Below are 23,496 nucleotides of genomic sequence, written 5' to 3'. Positions count from 1 at the left end.
AATGACAAGAACTCCGCTGGTGGCGGGCAACTGGAAGATGAATGGACGGCTGGCCCTGGTCCGGGAGCTGGCCGCGGCGCTGCGCGACGGTAAGCCGGAAGGCGTGGAGGTGGCGCTGTGCCCGCCCTATCCCTATCTGCCGGCGCTGGGCGAGGCCCTGGCCGGTTCCGGCCTGGACCTGGGCGCCCAGAATCTGGCGGACCACGGTGATGGCGCCTTCACCGGCGAGGTGTCCGCGGAGATGCTGCTGGAGTTCGGCTGCCGCTTCGTCATCGTCGGCCATTCCGAGCGTCGTCAACTGTACGGCGAGGATGACGATCAGGTGGTGAGCAAGTTTCTGCGCGCCCGGGAAGCGGGGCTCACGCCGATTCTGTGCGTGGGCGAGACGCTGCGTCAGCGCGAAGCGGAAGAGACCGACCAGGTGGTGGTGCGGCAATTGATGGCGGTGGTGGAAGCCGCCGGCGTCGAGGCCCTGGAGCGCGCGGTACTGGCCTATGAGCCGGTCTGGGCCATCGGCACCGGCCTCACCGCCACGCCGGAACAGGCCCAGGCGGTGCACGCCGGCCTGCGCGCGGCGGTGGCCGATCGCGACGCGGACATCGCCGGGCGGCTGCGTATCCTTTACGGCGGCAGTGTAAAGGCGGATAATGCCGCCCCTCTGTTTGCCCAGCCGGACATCGACGGTGGTCTGATTGGCGGGGCATCCCTGAAGGCAGAAGAATTTATCGCCATTTGTCGGGCGGCAGGTTGATTATGGATATTGTGCTTCATGTGGTGCACGTGCTGGCGGCGTTGGGTCTTATCGGCCTGATCCTGATTCAGCACGGCAAAGGTGCCGACGCCGGTGCCTCTTTTGGTGGTGGCGGTTCGCAGACCGTGTTCGGCAGTGCCGGCTCCGCCAATTTCCTGACCCGTTCCACGGCCGCTCTGGCGGTGGTGTTCTTCATCACCAGCCTGGGCCTGGCCTGGATGGCGCGCCAGGAAGTTTCCGGCGGTGGCAGCATTCTGCCGGCGCTGGAATCGGTGGATGAGCAGGACGTGCCGGCCATGGACCAGCAAGGCGGCGATGTGCCCGCCGGTGCCGGTCAGTCCGCTGGCGACGTGCCGGCCATGGAGTCCGGTGATGCGCCCGCGGGTTCAGAAAATGAGCCCTCGGCGAATTCCCAAAATGAGGCTTTAGATGTGCCGGCGGCTGAGTTAGAATCCCCGGCCCCGGATGAGACACCGTCTCAGCCGGCGCAGTAAACGTGTTCTTCGCCGAAGTGGTGGAATTGGTAGACACGCTATCTTGAGGGGGTAGTGACCTTACGGTCGTGCCGGTTCAAGTCCGGCCTTCGGCACCAAAATAAGGACAGGTTCCGTTCGGAACCTTCTTATGTTTCTCGGCCGGCCTGCCGGCCAACGCCGAGACGCGGCGGGCGATATCCCGCCGCTGCGTTGGCGCGGAAAGCGGGGCTTTCCGCCCAGCCTTCGGCACCAAAATCAGGATGGGTTCGTGGCGGAACCCGCTCCTTAAGATTCGGAAAAATAAATACTTTTTTCTCGAATCGGATTGACAAGGCCCGCGCGAATCCTTAGTATTTGCGCTCGATTTCAAGTGCGGGGTGGAGCAGTCTGGTAGCTCGTCGGGCTCATAACCCGAAGGTCGTAGGTTCAAATCCTGCCCCCGCTACCACTTGTCGGAACCGATCCGGTTCTGAACAACAAAAAGCCCCTCTATAGGGGCTTTTTGCTATACAACCGGGTCGATAGTGGGAAATGGGCGTCAGGCCCATTTTTTGTTTGTGACGCCGGTAAAGGACGCCGGCAAAAGACCACGACGCAGAGGTTAGATGTCGAAACGCACCGAACAACTCAAGGAGCTTCTGGCTCCGCTGGTGGAAGACCTGGGTTACACGCTTTGGGGTATCCAGTACCTCCAGGGGCGTGGTGCGGTATTGCGCCTTTTCATTGATCACGAGGACGGCATCAACGTTGACGATTGCGCCCGCGTAAGCAACGAAGTCAGCGGCCTGCTCGACGTGGAAGATCCGATCCCCGGCGAATACAACCTGGAAGTATCCTCTCCGGGTCTGGATCGCCCACTCTTCGAACTTTCCCAATTTGACCGTTATCAGGGCGAGGACGTGCAACTCACGTTGCTGGCTCCGATCGCGGGCAAGCGTAAAATAACGGCGACCCTGGTTGCCGTGGATGGCGATACGCTGGCGGTGACGCTCGATGGCGAAACCCTGCGTGTTCCCTACAGTCAGGTGGACCGTGCCCGATTGAAGCCCCGCTTCGATTGAGCGCGCCCCGGAGACATAGGTAAAGGCCTGGCCATGAACAAAGAGATCCTGCTGGTAGCGGAAACCGTTTCCAACGAGAAGGGCGTCAGCCGCGATGTGATTTTTGAGGCCATCGAATCGGCCCTGGCGGCGGCGACCAAGAAACGCTTCAAGGAAGAAGACGTGGAAATCCGCGTGGAGATCGACCGCGTCAGCGGCGACTACCGCACCTTCCGCGTCTGGCACGTGGTGCCCGACGAAGAGCTGTTCGAATTCGGCCGCCAGCTGACGCTGGACGAAGCCCATGAAGAGAACGAAAGCCTTCAGATCGGCGATATCCACGAACAGGAAATCGAGTCCGAGGCGTTCGGCCGCATCGCCGCCCAGACCGCTAAGCAGGTGATCGTGCAGAAAGTCCGCGAAGCGGAGCGCCGGCAGATCATCGAGGAATACCGCGACCGTATCGGCGAGCTGATCAGCGGCGTGGTGAAAAAATCCAGCCGCGACGCCATCGTGCTCGACCTGGGCGGCAATGCCGAGGCATTGATCACCCGGGAGCATATGATCACCCGCGAGAGCGTGCGCCAGAACGACCGTCTGCGTGCCTACCTGCTGGGCGTCAACGAAGAGAACCGGGGCCCGCAGCTGTTCGCCAGCCGCGCCTGCCCGGAGATGCTCATCGAGCTGTTCAAGATCGAGGTGCCGGAGATCGGCGAGGAGCTGATCGAGATCAAGGGCGCCGCCCGCGATCCGGGCTCCCGCGCCAAGATCGCGGTGAAGACCAACGATCAGCGCATCGACCCGGTGGGTGCCTGCGTCGGCATGCGCGGCGCCCGTGTGCAGGCGGTGTCCAACGAACTGGCCGGCGAGCGCATCGACATCGTGCTGTGGGACGACAACCCGGCGCAGCTGGTGATCAATGCCATGCAGCCCGCCGAGGTGGCGTCCATCGTGGTCGATGAGGAAAGCCACACCATGGACATCGCGGTGGAAGACGAATCCGCCCTGGCCCAGGCCATCGGCCGCAGCGGGCAGAATATCCGCCTCGCCTCCGAGCTGACCGGCTGGGAGCTGAACGTGATGACCATCGATGAGGCGGAGAACAAGCAGCAGCAGGAAGCGGAACAGGCGCTGCAGAGCTTTATCGAGTATCTGGACGTGGACGAGGACGTGGCCGCCGTGTTGGTGGAGGAAGGTTTCTCCACCCTCGAGGAAGTGGCCTACGTGCCCACCGAAGAGATGCTCGCCATCGAGGGCTTTGACGAGGACATCGTGGAAGCCCTGCGCCAGCGCGCCAAGGACGCGCTGCTGACCCGGGCCCTGGTGTCCGAAGAGAAATTCGAACAGGCCGAACCCGCCGATGATCTGCTCAACATGGAGGGCATGGATCGTGATCTGGCGGTGGAGCTGGCCTCAAAAGGCATCGTCTCCATGGAGGACCTTGCCGAACAAGCGGTGGACGACCTGCTCGACATCGAGGGGATGGACGAAGAGCGCGCGGCACAATTGATCATGACCGCTCGCGCCCCCTGGTTTGCAGGCGAGGAAGCCGGCGAGTAACGCTGGCCGGATTAGCAGGGCGCCACCCAGACGCGGACAGGAGAGTGTTGCTGACATGGCAGAAACGACCGTAAAGAAACTGGCCGATGTGGTAGGTATTCCGGTGGACACGCTGCTCACGCAGATGAAGGAAGCCGGGCTGCCCCACACCGATGCCGGTGAAGGGGTCTCCGATGAACAGAAGCAGCAGCTGCTCGCGCACCTGCGCAAGTCCCATGGTGCCCAGTCGTCGGAGCCCAGCAAGATCACCCTGAAACGCCGCTCCACGAGCACCATCAAGACCACCGGCGCGGCGGGCAAGGCGAAGACCGTGAACGTGGAAGTGCGCAAGAAACGCACCTACGTGAAGCGCGCCAGCATCGAGGAAGAAGAGCGGCTGGAAGCCGAGCGCAAGGCGGCCGAGGAAGAAGCGGCGCGTCTGGCGGAGGAAGAAGCCAAGCGCAAGGCCGAGGAAGAAGAGGCCAAACGCAAGGTGGAAGAGGAAGAGGCCCTGCGTCGCGAGCAGGAAGCCAAGGCCCGCGCCGAGAAGGAGCGCGCCGCCGAGGAAGAAAAAGCCTCCCAGGAGAAATCCAAGCGCGCCAGCGTGCCGAAAGCCGCCAAGAAAGCGCAGAAGGAAGAAACCGAGGAAGAGCGCGCCCAGCGCGAGGCCGAGGAGCGCAAGCAGCGTGAAGCCGACGAGGCACGCCGCAAGCAGGAAGCTGAACAGCGCAAGAAAGCCGAGGAAGAGGCCGCCCGGCGTACCGCCGAGGAAGCCAAGCGCATCGCCGAGGAGCTGGAGAAGCGCGGTGGCGAAGGGCAGGAACAGCCGCGTGAGGAGGAGGAAGATAAGAGTTCCTCCATCGTCCGCGATGCCGTTGAAGCCGGCTACCGCACCGAGGAGCGTCAGTCCCGCCGTCGTCGCCGCAAGCCGAAAAGTGCCGGCGTGGCCCACGGCCAGATGAAGAGCTCCATGAATAAACAGCACGGGTTCAAGAGCCCCACGGAGAAAATGGTCTACGACGTCGAAATTCCCGAAACCATCACCGTGGCCGAGCTGGCCCAGCGCATGAACATCAAGTCCAAGGAACTCATCAAAGCGATGATGAAGATGGGCGAGATGGCCACCGTGAACCAGCACATCGACCAGGAAACGGCGGTACTGCTCACCGAGGAAATGGGGCATACGCCCAAGCTGGTGAAGGGCGAGGAAGAGGCCCTGGAAGACGATCTGGCGACCCTGGCCGACTACAGCGGCATCGACAGCGAGTCCCGCGCTCCGGTGGTCACCATCATGGGCCACGTGGACCACGGCAAGACCTCGCTGCTCGATTACATCCGCAAGGCCAAGGTGGCGGCCGGCGAAGCCGGCGGCATTACCCAGCACATCGGCGCCTACCACGTGCCGCATGAGAAGGGCATGATCACCTTCCTGGATACCCCGGGCCACGCGGCGTTCACCGCCATGCGCGCCCGTGGCGCCAAGGCCACCGACATCGTCATCATCGTGGTGGCGGCGGACGACGGCGTGATGCCGCAGACCGAGGAAGCGATCAACCACGCCAAGGCCGCCGGTGTGCCGCTGATCATCGCGGTCAACAAGATCGACAAGGAAAACGCCGATCCGGACCGGGTCAAGAACGAGCTGGCCACCAAGGACGTGATCCCGGAAGCCTGGGGTGGTGAATACCAGTTCATCAATGTATCCGCCCATTCCGGCGAGGGCATTGACGATCTGCTCGACGCGGTGCTGCTGCAGTCCGAACTGCTGGAGCTGAAAGCCCCGGCCACCGGCCCGGCCAGTGGCGTGGTGATCGAATCCCGCATCGAGAAAGGTCGCGGTACCGTGGCCTCGATCCTGGTGCAGTCCGGTGAACTGAACGTCGGCGACATGCTGCTGGCCGGTGCCCACTACGGCCGCGTACGCGCCCTGGTGGACGAGAACGGTCAACAGGTGAAGAAAGCCGGCCCTTCCATTCCGGTGGAAGTGCTGGGCCTGGACGGCGCGCCGGAAGCCGGCGAGCAGGTGCAGGTGCTGCCCGACGAGAAGAAAGCCCGGGAAGTGGCGGAATTCCGTCAGGAGCGCGACCGCGACGTCAAACTCAAGCGTCAGCAGGCCTCCAAGCTGGAGAACCTGTTCGAGAATATGGGCAGCGCCGAGGCCAGCCAGGTCAATATCGTGCTGAAGACCGACGTGCGCGGTTCCCTGGAAGCCCTGATCGGTGCGCTCAACGACCTGTCCACCGACGAGGTGAAGGTGAGCCTGGTGTCCGCCGGCGTGGGCGCGATCAACGAATCCGACGTCAACCTGGCGATGACCAGCGAGGCGGTGCTGCTGGGCTTCAACGTGCGCGCCGACTCCAAGGCCAAGCGTCTGTGCGAGCAGGAAGGCATCGATCTGCGCTACTACAGTGTGATCTACGAGCTGATCGACGACGTCAAACAGGCCATGAGCGGTCTGCTGGCACCGGAGAAACGGGAGGAAATCCTGGGCACCGCGGAAGTGCGCGATGTGTTCCGGTCCTCCAAATTCGGCGCCGTGGCCGGCTGTATGGTGGTCGAGGGTACCCTCTACCGGAACCGGCCGATCCGCGTGCTGCGTGACGACGTGGTGGTGTTCGAAGGCGAGCTGGAGTCCCTGCGCCGCTTCAAGGACGACGTCGCGGAAGTGCGCAACGGCATGGAGTGCGGTATCGCCGTGAAGAGCTACAACGACGTCAAGGAAGGCGACAAGATCGAAGTGTTCGAGGTCAAGGAGGTGGCGCGCAGCCTGTAGGCGCGCCAAGCCATGAGCCGTCACCGTCGCCCCAGCGGTTTCCAGCGCACCGACCGCATCGCCGACCAGATCCAGCGCGAGCTGTCGCGGGTGCTTCAGTTCGAACTGAAGGACCCGCGCATCGGTCTGGTCACGGTGCAGGACGTGACCGTGGCCCGGGACCTGGCCTACGCGGACGTCTACTTCACCCTGCTGGGGGAAGGCGAGGACGCCGGCCGCGAAGCCGAGCAGGTTCTGACCGGCGCCGCCGGTTTCCTGCGCTCGTCCCTGGCCCAGTCGCTGAATACCCGCACCACGCCGCGCCTGCGGTTTCACTACGACAAAACCCCGGAACGGGCGTCTGAGCTGTCCAGGCTGATCGACGAAGCCCGTGCCGAGGACCGGGAACTGCGCCCGGAAGACGACACCGATACCAATCACGATTGATCACGGAGCAGAGACAGTGGGAAAACGGCGCCGTGGAGGTCGTACTCTCAATGGCATTCTGTTGCTCGACAAGAGCCAGGGCGTAACCAGCAACGGCGCCCTGCAGATGGCCAAGAAAATGTTCGCCGCCGCCAAGGCCGGCCATACCGGCAGCCTGGATCCGCTGGCCACCGGCATGCTGCCGATCTGTTTTGGCGAGGCGACCAAGTTCAGCCAGTTTCTGCTGGACGCGGACAAGCGCTATCAGGTTACCGCCCAACTGGGGGTGACCACCGAGACCGGCGACGCCGATGGCGAGGTGCGTGACACCCGGCCGGTGGACGTCAGCGAGGCGCGGGCACTGGAAGCCCTGGACCGGTTCCTGGGCGACATCGAACAGGTGCCCAGCATGTACTCGGCGATCAAGCACAACGGCACGCCGCTCTACAAGCTGGCCCGGGAAGGCATCACCGTGGAGCGCAAGCCACGGGCGGTGACCATCCACGAAATCCTCGGCGCCCGTCTGCTGGACGGCGACCGGCTGGAGTTCGAAGTGGCCTGCTCCAAGGGCACCTACGTACGCTCCCTGGTGGAGGACGTGGGCGAGGTGCTGGGTTGCGGGGCCCACGTGATCGGGCTGCGCCGGCTGTCCGCCGGACCTTACCCGGCGGAGCGCATGATGACCCTGGAGCAGCTGGGGAACATCAAGGCGGAGGGGGGCTTCGAGGCCCTGGACGATTACCTCTTGCCTTTATCCACCAGCGTGGCAGACTGGCCGCGCGTCGCCCTGGGCGACAACGCGGCCTATTACCTGCGCCAGGGACAGCCGGTAATGGCCGGCGACCGGCCGCAGGATGGCTGGGTCAGTCTTTATGAAGCTTCCACCGACACCTTCATGGGGGTCGGTGAAGTACTGGAAGACGGGCGCATCGCGCCGCGTCGTCTGGTTTCCTGAGGACGGCGGCTGTAAATATGCACGGCCGACCGTGACACCCATTGCATATTGGAGCAATGAAAATGGCTTTGAGCACCGAACAGAAAGCACAGATCCTGAAAGACTTCGGCGTTAAGGAAGGCGACACCGGTTCCCCGGAAGTCCAGGTTGCCCTGCTGACCGAGAACATCAATCAGCTGCAGGGTCACTTCAAGGACCACAACAAGGATCACCACAGCCGCCGCGGCCTGATCCGCATGGTCAACCAGCGCCGTAAGCTGCTGGACTACCTGGCCGGCAAGAACCGCGACCGCTACCTGAAGCTGATCGAGCGTCTGGGCCTGCGCCGCTAAGCAGCCCCCGACCGCGATACCTCGGAAGCTCGGCCCGGTGCCGGGCTTCCGTTGTTTTGGGACACCGTATTTACCACACCGTAAAAGGCTGTGGTGCCGGCCGGTGGCGGGTTATCATGCCCCGGCAGAAAGGATAGAGACGCAGAGTAAGCGACGAACGAGAGAAGAGACGCGATATGTTCAATACAGTACGCAAGGAAATTCAATACGGCGACCACACCGTGGTGCTGGAGACGGGCCGCATTGCCCGCCAGGCCACCGCCGCCGTGATGGTGACCATCGGTAACACCCAGGTACTGGTGACCGTGGTCGGCAAAAAAGAAGCGGATCCGGGCAAGCCGTTCTTCCCGCTCACCGTGAACTACCAGGAAAAAACCTACTCCACCGGCCGCATTCCCGGCGGCTTCCTCAAGCGCGAGGGCCGTCCCAGCGAGAAGGAAACCCTGACCAGCCGGCTGATCGACCGGCCGATCCGCCCGCTGTTCCCGAACGGCTTCATGAACGAAGTGCAGGTGGTGGCCACGGTGATGTCCTCGGACAAGAACCAGGATCCGGACATTGCCGCCATGATCGGCACGTCCGCCGCCCTGGCGATTTCCGGCATTCCCTTCAACGGCCCGATCGGCGCCGCCCGGGTCGGTTTCAAGGACGGCTTCTACCTGCTCAACCCGAGCTACACCGAGCTGGAATCCTCCAATCTGAACCTGGTGGTGGCCGGTACCGAGGCCGCGGTGTTGATGGTGGAATCCGAAGCCGAGGAGCTCAGCGAGGACCAGATGCTGGGCGCGGTGCTGTTCGGGCATCAGGAAATGCAGTCAGTGATCAACGGCGTCAAGGAATTCGCCGCCGAAGCCGGCAAGCCGGCCTGGGACTGGCAGGCGCCCCAGGACAACGACGCCCTGAAGAGCTCGATCAAGGCCAAGTACGAAGGGGCCCTGGTGGAGGCGTACACCATCACCGAGAAGATGGCCCGCTACCAGAAAGTCGGCGAGCTGCGTGAAGCCTGCGTGGCCGAATTCGCCACCGGCGAGGAAGGCGCGCCGGAAGCCGGCGAGGTCAAGGACCTGTTCGGCAAGGTGGAGAAGAGCGTGGTGCGCGAAGGCGTGCTGTCCGGCAAGCCGCGCATCGACGGCCGTGCCCTGAACGCGGTGCGCGCCATCGACTGTGAGGTGGGCGTGCTCAAGAAAACCCACGGTTCCGCCCTGTTCACCCGTGGTGAAACCCAGGCCATCGTCACCGCCACCCTGGGCGGCATGCGCGACGCGCAGCTGATCGACGCCCTGGAAGGCTCGCGCCAGGATCACTTCATGCTGCAGTACAACTTCCCCCCGTACTGCGTGGGCGAGACCGGCATGATGGGCTCCCCCAAGCGTCGTGAAATCGGCCACGGCCGCCTCGCCCGCCGTGGCGTGGAAGCGGTGGTGCCCAACGAGCAGGACTTTCCCTACACCATTCGCGTGGTCTCCGAGATCACCGAATCCAACGGTTCCTCCTCCATGGCGTCCGTGTGCGGTACCTCCATGGCGCTGATGGACGCCGGTGTACCCCTGAGCGCGCCGGTGGCCGGCATCGCCATGGGCCTGGTCAAGGAAGGCGACGGCCGCTACGCGGTACTGTCCGATATCCTCGGTGACGAAGACCACCTGGGCGATATGGACTTCAAGGTGGCCGGCACCGAGCGCGGCGTCACCGCTCTGCAGATGGACATCAAAATCGAGGGCATCACCGAAGAGATCATGGAGAAGGCCCTGGAGCAGGCCCGCGAAGGCCGCCTCCACATTCTCGGCGAAATGGGCAAGGCGATCCGCGAGTCGCGCAGCCAGGTGTCCGAGAACGCCCCCACCCTGATCACCCTGAAGATCAACCCGGAGAAGATCCGCGACGTGATCGGCAAGGGCGGCGCCACCATCCGCGCGCTGACCGAGGAAACCAAGTGCACCATCGACATCGAGGACGATGGCAGCGTCAAGATCTACGGTGAAACCCGCGAAGCCGCCGGCGAGGCCCAGCGCCGCGTGGAGGAGATCACCGCCGAGGCCGAGATCGACAAGATCTACGAAGGCAAGGTCATGCGCGTGGTGGACTTCGGTGCCTTCGTGCAGATCATGCCCGGTACCGAAGGCCTGCTGCACATCTCCCAGATCGCCGAGGAGCGGGTGGAGAAGGTCACCGACTACGTCAACGAGGGCGACATCATCAAGGTGAAAGTCCTGGACGTGGATCAGCGTGGCCGCATCAAGCTGTCCATGAAGGAAGCCAAAGAGGTTTAAAAAGGGGTATTACATTCCTTTTACATTTGGCTAAAATAAAAAGCCCGCCCGTATCGGCGGGCTTTTTTTTGCCTAATGGAAGGGAATATAAAATGAAAGCAATAACCAGCGCGGCCGCCCTGGCCGTCGCCATTCAATTATCGGGTTGCGCGTCCATCGTCTCCGACTCTTCATACTCGGTCAGCCTGCAAAGTTCTCCCGAGCGTGCCAATTATGTGGTGACCAATCAGCGTTCCGGGAAACGTATCGCCGCCGGCGTTACGCCGGCCATGATCAGCCTGCCCGCTAAAAATGGCTTTTTCTCGGGGGCAAAATATCAGGTGACCTTCGAGCATGAGGGTTTTAACAGTTCCACGGTGCCGCTGAATGCCTCCATGGACGGTTGGTACTGGGGGAATATCGTTTTTGGCGGCCTGCTCGGCATCCTGATCGTGGATCCGGCCACCGGCGCCATGTGGAAACTGGATGACCAGGTACTGGTGGGCCTGGAGGAAGCGCCTCTCGTGGAACCGCCCCTGGCGCCCGTTGCCCCGGTGACGCCGGCCACCGAAACTCCCGCCTCGGAGGAGGAGAACGCCGCCGCCCCGGCGGGCGATCAGGTCTCCACCAATACCATGACGGCGCCCGCCGTCGCCCACTGACGTTACGCTCTCCGGCTTCCACCGTCCGCGTGGAAGCCGCCTGCCTCCACGGTCGGTGTCCGGATTGAAAATATAAGGCAACTTGCTTTACTGTTTTGTCGGTTGTAAGCTTGCTTAAAATAAGTTGGCTTACGAATGAGGCCGTGATGAACAAGGACACCACCGTGGGCCTGGGGTTGCACGATGTGGCGCGCATGCTGCGCCGCGAGTTCGACCGCCGGGCCCGGGAGCAGGGGCTCACGCGCGCCCGCTGGCAGGTGCTGTGGAATCTGACGCACCGCGAAGGCATCCACCAGGCCGCCCTGGCCGAGATCATGGATGTGGCGCCGATTTCCCTGACCCGCCAGCTGGAGCGGCTGGAGGAGGAGGGGCTGGTGGAGCGCCGCGCCGACGCCACCGACCGCCGCCGGCGCCGGGTCTATCTCACCGAACGGGCGGCGCCGGCGCTGGCGCGTCTGCGCGAACTGGCCGTTGAAACCCGCCTTCAGGCGCTGGACGGCATCCCGGCGGAGGACATCGAGACCTTGACCCGGGTGCTTGAGCGCATGCGCGCCAATCTTTGCCAGCGCACCGATCACACCGAGCAGGGGGAATGACCACGTGACCACGACACAACGCAACCGCCGCCTGGCCATGGGCCTGGGTCTGATCGTCGCCCTGGCGGTGGTGCTCTGGCTGCTGCTCGGCGGCCGCCGCTACGTCAGCACCGAAAACGCCTATGTGAAGATCGACATGATCTCGCTCACCGCTGACGTGAGCGGGCCACTGACGCGGGTGGAGGTGGAGCGCAACCAGGCGGTGCACCAGGGCCAGGTTCTGGCCGAGGTGGACCCGGAGCCGTATCGCATTGCGCTGGAAGAGGCCCGCGCCGACCAGCAGGCGGTGCGCAACCGCATTCTCTCCGAGCGGGCCGACTACGCCCGGCTGCAGGCCCAGCACGCCCAGGCGGAGCGGGATCTGGCTTACCATCAGCGGGAGCTGGAGCGCTACCAGGGGCTGGACCGGGTGGCGGTGTCCCGCTCGCAGTTGGACGGTGCCCGCCAGAAACGGGACCAGGCCGGCGCCCAGAAGGCGGTGACCGAGCAGGAGCTGGCCAGCCTCAAGGCCAAGCTGGGCGGCGGCCCGGATGTGGCCGTGGAAGAACACCCGGATTATCAGGCGGCCACCGCCAAGCTGGACCGGGCCCGCTATGACCTGGCGCACACCCGCATCCTGGCGCCGGCGGACGGCGTGATCGGCGGCAACACGCCGCTGGTCGGCGAGCGCGTCAATGCCGGGGTGCCGGTGTTCACCCTGGCCAAGAACCGCTCCGCCTGGGTGGAAGCCAACCTCAAGGAGACCCAGCTCACCAATGTCCGCGAAGGGCAGAGCGTGGAGGTGGAAGTGGACAGTTATCCGGGGGTGGTTTGGAAGGCCACGGTGCAGAGCCTGAGCCCGGCCACCGGCTCGGAATACGCCTTGATTCCGCCGCAGAACGCCAGTGGCAACTGGGTGAAGGTGGTGCAGCGGGTGCCGGTGAAACTGCGTCTGGAGGACCTGGACGGCAAGCCGCCCCTGCGCTCCGGCATGAGCGCGGAAATCGCCATCGACACCGGCGTTACCCTGTTCGACGACGCCGCTGAACCGGCGCGGACCGCCGATGCCGCGCATTAACGACCAGCGCCTGGTCACCGTCAGCATCATGCTGGCCACGGTGATGCAGGTGCTCGACACCACCATCGCCAACGTGGCTCTGCCGCACATGCAGGGCAGCCTGTCGGCGAGCACCGACCAGATCACCTGGGTGCTGACCTCCTATATTGTCTCGGCGGCGATCATGACCCCGGCGGTGGGCTTCTTCGCCGGCCGGCTGGGCCGACGCCGGCTGTTCCTGTGGTCGGTGGCCGGCTTCACGGTGGCCTCGGGTCTTTGTGGCTTGTCCGCCAATCTCGACCAGATGGTGATGTTCCGCATCCTGCAGGGCATTTTCGGCGCCGCCCTGGTGCCGCTGTCCCAGTCGGTGCTGCTGGACTCCTACCCGGTGGAAAAACACGGCCAGGCGATGGCGATCTGGGGCATGGGCGTGATGGTGGGGCCGATTCTCGGGCCCACCCTGGGCGGCTGGCTCACCGAGTGGTACAGCTGGCGCTGGGTGTTCTACATCAACCTGCCGTTCGGCCTGCTGGCCTTCGCCGGCATCTGGCTGAGCGTGGCGGAGACGGACACCCGCAAGGTGCGCTTCGACCTGATGGGCTTCGCCTTTCTGGGCCTGGCCATCGGCGCCTTCCAGCTGATGCTGGACCGAGGCGAGCAGGAAAAATGGTTCGAAAGCTTCGAGATTCAGTTCGAGGCCCTGCTGGCGGTGCTCGGGTTCTATTTGTTCCTGGTGCACTCGTTCACCAAGAAAGACCCCTTTATCAATCTGAGCCTGTTCAAGGACCGCAACTTCACCACCGGCGTGGTGTTCATTTTCGTGGTGGGCATTATTCTGCTGGCCACCATGGCCCTGCTGCCCCCGTTCCTGCAGCAGTGGAAGGACTACCCGGCGGTGACCACCGGGCTGGTGCTGGCGCCGCGCGGGCTGGGCTCCATGTTTTCGATGATGCTGGTGGGCCGGTTGATGCGCACCCGGCTGGATCCCCGGGTCCTGGTGGTCACCGGGCTGCTGTTCATTACCGCTTCGCTGCACGAGATGGCCGGCTTCACCCTGGAGGTCAGCCGCGACACTTTGATCTGGACCGGGGTACTGCAGGGCCTGGGTCTGGGGCTGGTGTTCGTACCCGCCAGCGCGCTCACCTACGCCACCCTGAAGCCGGAACTGCGCACCGAGGGGGCGTCCCTGTTCTCGCTGTCGCGCAACCTGGGCTCCAGCGTCGGCATCTCGATCATGACCGCCATGCTGTCGCGGAATATGTGGATCAACCAGCAGCAGCTCGGCGAGCACCTGCAGCCCGGCGCCTGGATCGCCCAGGGGTTGCCCATGAAGGAAATGGTGGGCGGGGTGCCGGCGGCGCTGTACCACACCTTGATGGCGCAGGCGGCGGAGATCAGCTACATGAACGATTTTCGTCTGCTGATGTGGATCAACCTGGCGGCGATCCCGCTGGTGCTGCTGCTCAAGCACCACCGGCCGCGCCCGGCGCCGGCCTGACTGGGGCCGGCAACCGCGCAAAAAAAGGGCGCCCTGAAGGCGCCCTTTTGGGTGGTGGCCTGACCGCCGTCAGCCGTCGTCGCTGTTCTTGCGGGTCTTGATCAGCTCGTCCACCACGCCCGGGTCCGCCAGGGTGGAGGTGTCGCCCAGGGAGTCCAGTTCATCGGCGGCGATCTTGCGCAGAATACGGCGCATGATCTTGCCGGACCGGGTCTTGGGCAGGCCCGGGGCGAAGTGGATCAGGTCCGGTTTGGCGATCGGGCCGATTTCCTGGGTGACCAGTTCACGCAGCTCCTTGATCAGTTCCTCGCTGCCCTCGGCACCGCTCATCAGTGACACATAGGCGTAGATGCCCTGACCCTTGACCTCGTGCTGGTAACCCACCACCGCGGCCTCGGAGATGCTCTTGTGCAGCACCAGGGCGGATTCGATCTCGGCGGTGCCCAGGCGGTGGCCGGAGACGTTGAGCACGTCGTCCACCCGGCCGGTGATCCAGTAATAACCGTCCTCGTCACGACGGGCGCCGTCACCGGTGAAGTAATAGCCCGGGTAGGCGCTGAAGTAGGTGTCGATCATGCGCTGATGGTCACCGTAGACGGTGCGGATCTGGCTCGGCCAGCTGGCCTTGATCACCAGGTTGCCGGAGGTGGCGCCTTCCAGCTCCTTGCCGTCCGGGTCCATCAGCCCCGGCTGCACGCCGAACATGGGCAGCGTGGCGGAGCCGGGCTTGAGATCCACGGCGCCGGGCAGGGGCGCGATCATGATGGCGCCGGTCTCGGTCTGCCACCAGGTGTCGACGATCGGGCAGCGCTCCTCGCCCACCACCCGGTGGTACCACTCCCAGGCTTCCGGGTTGATCGGTTCACCCACGGTGCCCAGCAGTTTGAGCGTCTTGCGGGACGTCTTCTTCACCGGGCCGTCGCCCTGGCCCATCAGGGCGCGAATGGCGGTGGGCGCGGTGTAGTAGATGTTCACCTTGTGCTTGTCCACCACCTGCCAGTGGCGGGAGGCGTCCGGGTAGGTGGGCACCCCCTCGAACATCAGGGTGGTGGCGCCGTTGGCCAGCGGCCCGTAGACGATGTAGCTGTGGCCGGTGATCCAGCCCACATCGGCGGTGCACCAGTAGATGTCGCCGTCGTGGTAATCGAACACGTATTTGTGGGTCAGCGCCGCCTGCAGCATGTAGCCGGCGGTGCTGTGCAGCACGCCCTTGGGCTTGCCGGTGGAACCGGACGTATAGAGTGTGAACAGCGGGTCCTCGGCGGCCATCCATTCCGGCTCGCACTGATCGGACGCCCCGTCCATGGCGTCGTGGTACCAGACATCGCGGGCGTCGTCCCAGCCCACATCGTTGCCGGTGCGCCGCACCACCACGCAGGTGTGCACTTCGTTATCCCCGTTCATGGCCTTATCGGCGTTGGCCTTGAGCGGAATCAGCTTGCCGCCGCGCACGCCTTCGTCGGCGGTGATCACGGCACTGGCCTCGGCGTTGACGATGCGGTCCTTGAGCGCTTCCGGGGAGAAGCCGCCGAACACCACCGAATGGATGGCGCCGATGCGCGCGCAGGCCAGCATGGCGAAGGCCGCTTCCGGGATCATCGGCATGTAGATCACCACCCGGTCGCCTTTTTTCACGCCCCGGTCCTTGAGCACATTGCCCAGGCGGGACACCTGCTCGAACAGCTCCTGATAGGTGATGTGCTTGTCCTGGCCGGGGTCGTCACCCTCCCAGATAATGGCGGTCTGCTCGGCGCGCGCCGGCAGGTGCCGGTCCACGCAGTTGTAGCAGGCGTTCAGGGTGGCGCCCTGGAACCAGGCGGCGCGGCCCTCCTTGAAATCCCAGTCGCTGACCGTGTCCCAGCGGGTTTGCCAGTCGAGCAGTTCATCGGCGCGATCCGCCCAGAAGGTGTCCGGGTCGCTCACGGACTGCTGGTACCAGCGATCGTAGGTGGCCCGATCCATCAGGGTCTGGCGCTTGAACGCCTCCGGAACCGGGTGAATCTTTTGTTCTGACATGGCTGTCTCCTTCGTACTGCCCGCTGGTTGTCTTGTTCTTCCCGCTCGGCGCGGGAGCCCGGTGCGCCGTGACGTGGCCGGATCCTGTCGGCAGGCGCATGGCCACGCATTATCCCGCCGCCGTGGCGCCGGCTGAATTCCACCATGGTCTATAACCGGCCCGGTCGGCGGCCGGGCGGTGTTGCGTACTACTTTAGAGGGGAAGGGCGGACGGTGCATCCCGTGGTCGGTAAGACCAAAGGCGAATGGCGTCGGTGGGTGGAAGCGGTAAGCTGGGGACAACAAAAAACGCCGGCGCGAGGCCGGCGTTTGGAGAGGGCAAAAACGGGGTGGCGGTCAGGCCACCTGAACCGGAATGGCGTTGCTGGTGCCTTTCACGGCATTGCCTTCGCCCATGTAGATCAGGCGCGGCTTGTAATTGATCAGCTCGGAGCTGGAGTAATTGGCATAGGCGCAAATGATCACCCGATGGCCGGGCTGCGCTTTGTGCGCGGCGGCGCCATTAACGGAGATGATCTTGGAACCCTCCTCGCCACGAATGGCGTAGGTTTCGAAGCGCTCGCCGTTATCCAGGTTGTAGATCTGGATTTGCTCATACTCAAGAATGCCGGCCATGTCCATCAACTCGCCGTCGATGGCGCAGGAGCCTTCATACTCGAGTTCCGCGTGGGTCACGCGGGCCTGGTGCAACTTGGCTTTCAGCATGGTGCACTGCATGTCGGGTACCTCTCTGAACAACCCCTGGATCGGCCCTTGGGGCCGGCCTCTGCGAGGGGCCGGCAGTATGCATGAACCCCCGGTCACATACAAGAAAGGGGAAACAGGCTGTTTGGGGCCATTTTGCGACGCAGCTTATCAGGGCGCGGGCAGCGTCAACGTCAGATTGTCGATCAATCTCGGCTTGCCGAGCCGGGCGGCGGCGGCGATCACCAGCTCCCGGTCCCCGGGCGCCGCCGGCACCAGGGTGCGGGCGTTGGCCACGGTCACGTAATCCACCCCGAAACCGTCCTTTCCGAGCGCCTCGGCGGTCCTGGCCTCCAGGGCGCGGAAGTCCCGCTCGCCGTCTTCCAGGGCCTGGCGGGCCTGGCGCAAATGGTACTGCAGCCGTGGGGCGAGGGTCCGTTCCTCCTCGCTCAGATAGCCGTTGCGGGAGCTCATCGCCAGGCCGTCCGCCTCGCGGGCGGTGGGGGCGCCGACGATGCGGATCGGGAACAGCAGTTCCTCGGTCATGCGGCGCAGAATCGCCAGCTGCTGGAAATCCTTCTCGCCGAACACGGCCACGTCCGGTTGGACGATATGGAACAGCTTGCTGACCACCGTGGTCACGCCCCGGAAATGGCCGGGCCGGTCGGCGCCGCACAGATAGTCGCCCAGGTCGTCCACCGCCACCCAGGTGCGGTTGGCGCCGAGCGGGTACATCTCTTCCACCGAGGGGGCGAACAGCACCTCCACGTCGGCATCGCGGAGCCGGTCGGCGTCCGCGTCCAGGGTGCGCGGGTAGGCGTCGAAATCCTCGCCGGGCCCGAACTGGGTGGGGTTGACGAACACCGACACCACCACCGCGTCGCATTCCTGGCGAGCGGCGTGTACCAGGCTCAGATGGCCATCGTGGAGATTGCCCATGGTGGGCACCAGACCGACGGTGCGGCCGTCGCGGCGCCATTGCGCCACGCGCGCCCGCACCTCGGCGACGCTATGCAGAATGTCCATGGTCAGAAACAGTGTTCGTCGGCGGGGAAGCGGCCGCTTTTGACCGCTTCATGATAGGCCCGGAAGGCGCCGGCGACGCCGCCGTCGGATTCCGCCATGAAATCCTTCACGAACCGGGCCGGGCGCGGGTTCAGGCCCAGCATGTCGTGCATCACCAGCACCTGGCCGTCGCACTCCGGGGCGGCGCCGATGCCGATCACCGGGGCCTCCACGGCGGCGGTGATCTCGGCGCTCAGGGTGCGCGGCACGCACTCCAGCACGAACAGGGCGGCGCCGGCCCGGTCCAGGGTAAAGGCGGCGTCCAGCAGCTCGCGGGCGCCGGCTTCGTCCTTGCCCTGCACCCGGTAGCCGCCGAAGGCGTTCACCGATTGCGGGGTCAGCCCCATGTGCGCGCACACCGGCACGCCGTTGCGCTTGAGCACGGTGATCGCCTCGGCCAGCCAGGCGCCGCCTTCCAGCTTGATCACATTGGCGCCGGCCTGCATCAGCGCGGTGGCCGCGTCCAGGGTGCTTTCCAGGGTGGCGGCGCCCATGAACGGCACATCGGCGATGATCAGGCTGCCCTGATTGCCACGGGCCACGCACTCGGTGTGGTAGACCATCTGCTCCAGGGTCACCGGCACGGTGCTGTCCTGGCCCTGGATCACATTGCCGAGGGAGTCGCCGATCAGGATGGCGTCCACGCCGGCTTCGCTGATCAGGCGCGAAAAGGTGGCGTCGTAGGCGGTCAGGACGGAGAACTTTTCACCGTCGTCCTTGCGTTTCTTGAGGGTGCGAATGGTAACGGGCATGGGCTGCTCCCTGGGGCCGGTTCACACTGGCGTCGGGTATTACACCAGCGGGCGGGGGTTAAAATAGTGGCGGCCCGTGCGGATGTCCAGCAACTCGCCCACCAGCTGCTGGTAGTCCGCCTCGCCGCTGACCAGGTCGATCTCGGCGGCATTGACGATCAGCAGCGGCGCCGCGTCGTAGAAGTGGAAGAAGCGGGTGTAGGCATCGTTGAGACGGCCCAGATAGCCCGGGTCGACCCGTTGCTCGAAGTCGTGGCCACGCTTCTGCACCCGCTGGCGCAGCACGCCGGTGGGCGCCTGCAGATAGATCACCAGGTCCGGCGCCGGAGCGTCCAACAGCATGTGCCTGAACACATTGTCGTAGAGGGCGAACTCGTCCTCGTCCAGGTTCACCTCGGCGAACAGACGGTTCTTGTCGACCAGGAAGTCCGCCACCTTGGGGCCGGTGAACAGGTCCTGCTGCTGGAGCTGGCGGAGCTGATCGGCCCGCTGGAACAGAAAGAACAGCTCGGTCTGCAGGGCGAAGCGGGCCGGGTCCTGGTAGAAACGGGTCAGAAAAGGGTTGTCCTCGGCCTGCTCCAGCAGGGTGTCGAAGCCGAAGGTCTCGGCCAGGCGCCGTGCCAGGGTGGTCTTGCCGACGCCGATGGGGCCCTCCACGGCGATGAAGCGGGGCAGGTCGCCGCTGGCGCGCAGGGCATTGATGCGTTCAGTCAGCAAACCGGTCCTCCTCCAGACGATGCAGGCGATGCAGCGGTTGTTCGGCCACCGCCGGCCAATGGTCCGCCAGCGGCGTGCCATCCGGCAAGCGGCAGTCCGGCAGGCGGTCGAGCAGGGGGCGCAGCACGAAGGCGCGGCGCGTCATTTCCGGGTGCGGAATGCGCAGGCGCGGCAGGCGCACGCTGGCCTGGTCCCACAGCAGTATATCCAGATCCAGGGTGCGTTCGCCCCAGCGGCGACGGCGTTGACGGCCGGCGGCCTGTTCCAGCCCCTGCAAGGCGTCCAGCAGCGCCAGCGGATCAAGCGTGGTGTCCAGCAGCGCCACCGCATTGACGTAATCGGGCTGGTCCTGGGGCCCCACCGGGGCGGTGCTGTACAGGTCGGAGTGGCCGATCAGGCGTGTTCGCGGCAGCGCCGCCAGGGCTCCCAGCGCCGCGGTCACCTGCCGCGCCGGGTCGTTGAGGTTGCTGCCCAGGCCGATCACTACCATGCCGCCTTGCTCCCGGTGCTCAATCCTGGTTGGACGAAGAGCGTCCGGAGCGCCGGCGCCGCCGGCGGCGGCCGCCATTGGCGCCGTTGCCGCCACCGCCATCGCCCTGGTTGGGGCCCAGGGCCTGGGTCATGGCGTAGCGTTCCGATTCGTCGACCTGCTGGTAGCGGGTCCACCAGGCGCCCAGCCCGGCACGCAGCTCGCCGGCCTGCTCGCGCAGCAACAGAAAATCGTAGGCGGCGCGGAAGCGTGGATGCTGCAGCAGGGTATCGGCGCGTTTGCCGCCCCGGCGGGGCAGCCGTTGCTGCAGATCCCACATTTCGCGCATCACCGTGGAGAAGCGGCGCGGCACGGCGGTGTGGCGGATCTGCTGGTCCAGCGCCCAGCTGGCCGCCTTGTGCAGCGCCGGCGCCGGTGGCACGCCATCGGCGCGGTGTTTGTCCAGGCGCGCCACCACCACCGGCCACAGCAGCACGGCGAAGATGAACGCCGGGGTCACCGGTTTGTCCTCGGCCAGGCGCGCGTCGGTATTGTCCATGGCCGCCAGAATCAGGTCGTCCCACATGTCGCCCTGATCGCCGTGCAGACACCGGTCGGTTTCCGGGAACAGGAAGGGGAACAGGCCCAGATCGCGGAGCTCGTTGTAGGAGGCGCGGGCGTGACCGCTGAGGAACAGCTTGAGCACTTCATCGAACAGGCGGGCCGGCGGCACCTGCAGCAGCAGTTCCGCCAGGCGCGGAATCGGCTCGGCGGTGGCCCGATCCGGCTCGAACCCCAGCTTGGCGGCGAAGCGGGCGGCGCGCAGCATGCGCACCGGGTCTTCCCGGTAGCGTTGCTCCGGGTCACCGATCAGCCGCAGCACGCCGCGCTCGATGTCGCGCCGGCTCTGCACGAAGTCGTACAGGGCGAAGTCGGCGATGTTGTAATAAAGGGCATTGACGGTGAAGTCCCGGCGCAGGGCGTCTTCCTCGATGCTGCCCCAGGCGTTGTCGCGCAGTACCAGCCCGGTTTCCTCATGGGCCAGGTGCTGGTTGTCGTCCATATCGTCCCGCTGGAAGGCCCGGAAGGTGGACACCTCGATGACCTCGCGGCCGAAACGGACGTGCACGATCTGGAAGCGGCGGCCGATGATGCGGCTGCGCTTGAACAGACGGTGCACCTCGTCCGGCGTGGCGTCGGTGACCACGTCGAAGTCCTTGGGCTGGCGCCCGCACAGCAGGTCACGCAGGCAGCCGCCGACCAGATAGGCCTCGAATCCGGCCTTGTGCAGACCGTAGAGCACATTCAGCGCGGCGCGGGAGATGTCCTTGCGGGAGATCGGGTGCTGGTCGCGGGGAATGACCCTTGCTTCGGGAAGCCGGGGCATGTCAAAGGAACCTTTGCGCAGGAGTCGGGTCCAGAGGGATACGAAGGGTCTTGAAATGAGAGTCCACAGGAGCGGAAAGAATGCCGCCGAGCGCTCTACGAATCTGGATGCCATTGAGCAAAAAACGTCCTGACGAGATGAAAGGCGGCATGGTAGCACTTTTTCGCCGTCACCGGTCATCCGATATGGAGAAAGGCCAACGGAGTGGGGTACACTTCCGCTCTGGTCCGCCGGGCCCCAAAAGTAAAAAGGGACCACAACCTTGGTCGTGGTCCCCTATGCGCTGATTCTGTTGTTGTTATTTTTTATTTTGTTTTCTGCCTTGCGCCGTAACCAACTTTCGCTACGGCATGTTGTTTCGGCCCAAGCTTTATTCTTCTTCTTTTCTTGTTCTTATTCTGAGCCTTGCCGCCGTTGTTGTTTTCCTTATGTGGCGTGGGATTCATAGTGCATGGATGGATTTTTCATTGCAACAGCTTGTTGATCCCTTAAAAATCAACAACTTACAGAAATTTTGAAAAATAGGCACGTGAAGGTGGGCGGCACCGGTAACGCACTTGTTACCGCGCTGTGTAGTAAGGTAACACTTCGGAGGGGCCGCGCGGCGAACCGCCGTCGACCGTCGGGAAGCAAGCGGGAAAACGGCAAAAAAAACTTTGCCGGCACCGGATCGGAGAACGGCAAGGCGTCGCGGCAGGTCGGGGAATTGTAAAACCGGCCGGGGCGACGCCCGACCGGTGGCACTGATCGGCTAGCGGCGGGCGCCGCGTTTGGGACGCTGGATGCTCAGCCGCTGGCGGCGCTCCCAGAGGCTCTTGCGGCTGATGCCGAGCTTCTGAGCCAGCTCCGTTTCGGTCATGTTGTCCTGGTTTTCCATCACGAAGCGGGTGAAGTAGTCCTCCAGGGACAGATCCTCGGACGGGTCCAGGCTGGCGCGGCTCTGACGCTGGGGCGTGCGGTTCGGGTTCAACCCCAGCTGAGCGGGGCCGATGCCGTCTTCCTCGGTGAGGATGACCGCGCGCTCGATCACGTTTTCCAGTTCCCGCACGTTACCCGGCCAGGCATAGCGGCGCATGGCGGAGAGCGCCTCCTCGGTGAAGTAAAGCTCGCCACGGTGCATTTTCTCGCAACTGCGGGCCAGCAGTGCCCGGGCCAGTTCCTCCACGTCCCCATCCCGCTCGCGCAGCGGCGGCAGTTCCAGCTCCATCACATTGAGACGGTAGTACAGGTCGTCGCGGAAGCGCCCGTCGCTGACCCGGGCCGGCAGCTCGGTCTGGCTGCTGGCGATCACGCGCACGTCCACCCGCCGTGTCGCCAGGGTCTCCTGACGGTGGATCTCGCCTTGTTCAAGCAGGGTCAGCAGGCGGCTCTGCGCTTCCGGAGTCAGTTCTCCCACCTCGTCCAGAAACAGGGTGCCGCCGTCCGCTTCCTCGATGCGGCCGGCGTGCGCCTCGTCGCCGAACAGCTCCTGCAATTGCAGCGCCTTGGGCAGCGCCGCGCAGTGCACCGTGACCAGCGGCGCGCCGGCCCGTTCGCTGTGCTCGTGCAGGGCGCGGGCGGTGAGTTCCTTGCCGGTGCCGGCCTCGCCGAGGATCAACACCGGCGTATGGGTGGGCCCGACCCGGCTGATGCGGTGCTTGAGCTCGCGCATGGCGTCGCACTCACCGATCATCGACCGCACCGGGTAGGTACGCTCCAGATCCCGGCGCAGCACCTGGTTACCGCGGCTGATGCGGCCCTCCTTGAGCACCCGCTCCACCGCCAGCAGCATTTCGTCGTGGTCGAACGGTTTGGGGATGTAGTCCACCGCCCCCTGGCGCATGGCGTCCACCGCCGAGCGCAGGCTGGCGTAACTGGTCATGATCAGTACCGGCACCGGCCGGGCCTGGTCGATCAGCGCGGTGCCGGGCTCGCCGGGCAGGCGCAGATCGCTGATGATCAGATCGCACTGGCTCAGGCCCTGTTCCCGGGCCTGCTCCACGGATTCCGCTTCCGTCACCGAATGATCGTGGCGCTCCAGCAGCTTGCGCAGGGCGCCCCGGATAACGGGTTCATCCTCGACGATCAGGATATGGCTCATGGTGCCGTTCCTTC

Annotated in this window: 21 protein-coding genes and 2 tRNA genes; 15 read left to right on the top strand and 8 right to left on the bottom strand. The window is 64.7% G+C overall.

Annotated elements, in window-relative coordinates:
- Position 1 precedes the first annotated feature (1 nt).
- The 15 genes from tpiA (at position 2) to ACLD0W_RS13930 (ending at position 14,312) form a co-directional block, all read left to right on the top strand.
- A complete protein-coding gene (gene tpiA / locus ACLD0W_RS14000) occupies positions 2 to 751 on the top strand; it encodes a triose-phosphate isomerase (RefSeq protein ID WP_410308102.1) in 750 nt (249 codons plus the stop codon).
- 2 nt (positions 752 to 753) lie between these two features.
- Positions 754 to 1,245 (top strand): preprotein translocase subunit SecG, encoded by a 492-nt coding sequence (secG, locus tag ACLD0W_RS13995; RefSeq protein ID WP_410308101.1) that lies wholly within the window; start codon positions 754 to 756, stop codon positions 1,243 to 1,245.
- 11 nt (positions 1,246 to 1,256) lie between these two features.
- Positions 1,257 to 1,343 (top strand) — tRNA-Leu (locus ACLD0W_RS13990).
- Between the two features lie 255 nt (positions 1,344 to 1,598).
- Positions 1,599 to 1,675: transfer RNA gene (locus tag ACLD0W_RS13985), tRNA-Met, on the top strand.
- 157 nt (positions 1,676 to 1,832) lie between these two features.
- Positions 1,833 to 2,288, top strand: coding sequence for a ribosome maturation factor RimP (gene rimP / locus ACLD0W_RS13980; protein WP_410308100.1), 456 nt, complete (start codon positions 1,833 to 1,835; stop codon positions 2,286 to 2,288).
- 33 nt (positions 2,289 to 2,321) lie between these two features.
- Positions 2,322 to 3,827, top strand: a complete 1,506-nt coding sequence (gene nusA, locus ACLD0W_RS13975) for a transcription termination factor NusA (RefSeq protein ID WP_410308099.1) — start codon at positions 2,322 to 2,324, stop codon at positions 3,825 to 3,827.
- Between the two features lie 55 nt (positions 3,828 to 3,882).
- The gene (infB, locus tag ACLD0W_RS13970) at positions 3,883 to 6,579 is read left to right on the top strand and encodes a translation initiation factor IF-2 (RefSeq protein ID WP_410308098.1); all 2,697 of its coding nucleotides are present in this window, start codon (positions 3,883 to 3,885) and stop codon (positions 6,577 to 6,579) included.
- A 12-nt stretch (positions 6,580 to 6,591) separates the two neighbouring features.
- The gene (gene rbfA, locus ACLD0W_RS13965) at positions 6,592 to 7,005 is read left to right on the top strand and encodes a 30S ribosome-binding factor RbfA (RefSeq protein ID WP_410308097.1); all 414 of its coding nucleotides are present in this window, start codon (positions 6,592 to 6,594) and stop codon (positions 7,003 to 7,005) included.
- A 16-nt stretch (positions 7,006 to 7,021) separates the two neighbouring features.
- The gene (truB, locus tag ACLD0W_RS13960; protein WP_410308096.1) at positions 7,022 to 7,939 is read left to right on the top strand and encodes a tRNA pseudouridine(55) synthase TruB; all 918 of its coding nucleotides are present in this window, start codon (positions 7,022 to 7,024) and stop codon (positions 7,937 to 7,939) included.
- A gap of 62 nt (positions 7,940 to 8,001) precedes the next feature.
- A complete protein-coding gene (rpsO, locus tag ACLD0W_RS13955) occupies positions 8,002 to 8,271 on the top strand; it encodes a 30S ribosomal protein S15 (RefSeq protein WP_204427614.1) in 270 nt (89 codons plus the stop codon).
- Positions 8,272 to 8,447: 176 nt separating this feature from the next.
- Positions 8,448 to 10,541 (top strand): polyribonucleotide nucleotidyltransferase, encoded by a 2,094-nt coding sequence (gene pnp, locus ACLD0W_RS13950; protein WP_410308095.1) that lies wholly within the window; start codon positions 8,448 to 8,450, stop codon positions 10,539 to 10,541.
- 92 nt (positions 10,542 to 10,633) lie between these two features.
- Positions 10,634 to 11,182 carry a hypothetical protein gene (locus ACLD0W_RS13945; RefSeq protein ID WP_410308094.1) on the top strand — a complete coding sequence of 183 codons (549 nt, stop codon included), beginning with the start codon at positions 10,634 to 10,636 and terminating at the stop codon, positions 11,180 to 11,182.
- A gap of 146 nt (positions 11,183 to 11,328) precedes the next feature.
- A complete protein-coding gene (locus ACLD0W_RS13940) occupies positions 11,329 to 11,778 on the top strand; it encodes a MarR family winged helix-turn-helix transcriptional regulator (RefSeq protein ID WP_410308093.1) in 450 nt (149 codons plus the stop codon).
- A 4-nt stretch (positions 11,779 to 11,782) separates the two neighbouring features.
- Positions 11,783 to 12,835 carry an HlyD family secretion protein gene (locus ACLD0W_RS13935; RefSeq protein ID WP_410308092.1) on the top strand — a complete coding sequence of 351 codons (1,053 nt, stop codon included), beginning with the start codon at positions 11,783 to 11,785 and terminating at the stop codon, positions 12,833 to 12,835.
- Complete coding sequence (locus ACLD0W_RS13930; RefSeq protein WP_410308091.1) at positions 12,822 to 14,312, top strand: DHA2 family efflux MFS transporter permease subunit; 1,491 nt, start codon at positions 12,822 to 12,824, stop codon at positions 14,310 to 14,312. The genes ACLD0W_RS13935 and ACLD0W_RS13930 overlap by 14 nt, the downstream gene beginning before the upstream one ends.
- A gap of 69 nt (positions 14,313 to 14,381) precedes the next feature.
- On the opposite strand, the gene acs is transcribed toward ACLD0W_RS13930, so the two are convergent.
- The 8 genes from acs to ACLD0W_RS13890 all read right to left on the bottom strand — a co-directional run bounded on the left by acs (position 14,382) and on the right by ACLD0W_RS13890 (position 23,482).
- A complete protein-coding gene (gene acs, locus ACLD0W_RS13925; protein ID WP_410308090.1) occupies positions 14,382 to 16,328 on the bottom strand; it encodes an acetate--CoA ligase in 1,947 nt (648 codons plus the stop codon).
- A gap of 336 nt (positions 16,329 to 16,664) precedes the next feature.
- Entirely contained in the window at positions 16,665 to 17,045 is a 381-nt protein-coding gene (panD, locus tag ACLD0W_RS13920) for an aspartate 1-decarboxylase (RefSeq protein ID WP_138770717.1), read from the bottom strand.
- Between the two features lie 138 nt (positions 17,046 to 17,183).
- Positions 17,184 to 18,038 carry a pantoate--beta-alanine ligase gene (gene panC, locus ACLD0W_RS13915; RefSeq protein WP_410308089.1) on the bottom strand — a complete coding sequence of 285 codons (855 nt, stop codon included), beginning with the start codon at positions 18,036 to 18,038 and terminating at the stop codon, positions 17,184 to 17,186.
- Positions 18,039 to 18,040: 2 nt separating this feature from the next.
- Entirely contained in the window at positions 18,041 to 18,829 is a 789-nt protein-coding gene (gene panB / locus ACLD0W_RS13910) for a 3-methyl-2-oxobutanoate hydroxymethyltransferase (RefSeq protein WP_410308088.1), read from the bottom strand.
- 39 nt (positions 18,830 to 18,868) lie between these two features.
- Positions 18,869 to 19,546: a deoxynucleoside kinase gene (locus ACLD0W_RS13905; RefSeq protein WP_410308087.1), complete on the bottom strand. Its 678-nt coding sequence runs from the start codon at positions 19,544 to 19,546 to the stop codon at positions 18,869 to 18,871.
- Positions 19,536 to 20,036: a 2-amino-4-hydroxy-6-hydroxymethyldihydropteridine diphosphokinase gene (gene folK / locus ACLD0W_RS13900; RefSeq protein ID WP_410308086.1), complete on the bottom strand. Its 501-nt coding sequence runs from the start codon at positions 20,034 to 20,036 to the stop codon at positions 19,536 to 19,538. Before folK ends, ACLD0W_RS13905 begins: the two co-directional genes overlap by 11 nt.
- A gap of 19 nt (positions 20,037 to 20,055) precedes the next feature.
- The gene (gene pcnB, locus ACLD0W_RS13895) at positions 20,056 to 21,402 is read right to left on the bottom strand and encodes a polynucleotide adenylyltransferase PcnB (protein WP_410308085.1); all 1,347 of its coding nucleotides are present in this window, start codon (positions 21,400 to 21,402) and stop codon (positions 20,056 to 20,058) included.
- A 751-nt stretch (positions 21,403 to 22,153) separates the two neighbouring features.
- On the bottom strand, positions 22,154 to 23,482 hold the full coding sequence (locus tag ACLD0W_RS13890) for a sigma-54-dependent transcriptional regulator (protein WP_410308084.1): 1,329 nt from the start codon (positions 23,480 to 23,482) through the stop codon (positions 22,154 to 22,156).
- Between the last annotated feature and the right edge of the window lie 14 nt (positions 23,483 to 23,496).

Source organism: Alloalcanivorax sp. C16-1, assembly GCF_046507805.1.
Lineage (GTDB): Bacteria > Pseudomonadota > Gammaproteobacteria > Pseudomonadales > Alcanivoracaceae > Alloalcanivorax.
Note: the sequence above shows the minus strand (reverse complement) of the source record. Positions and strands in the feature narration are given on the sequence as shown.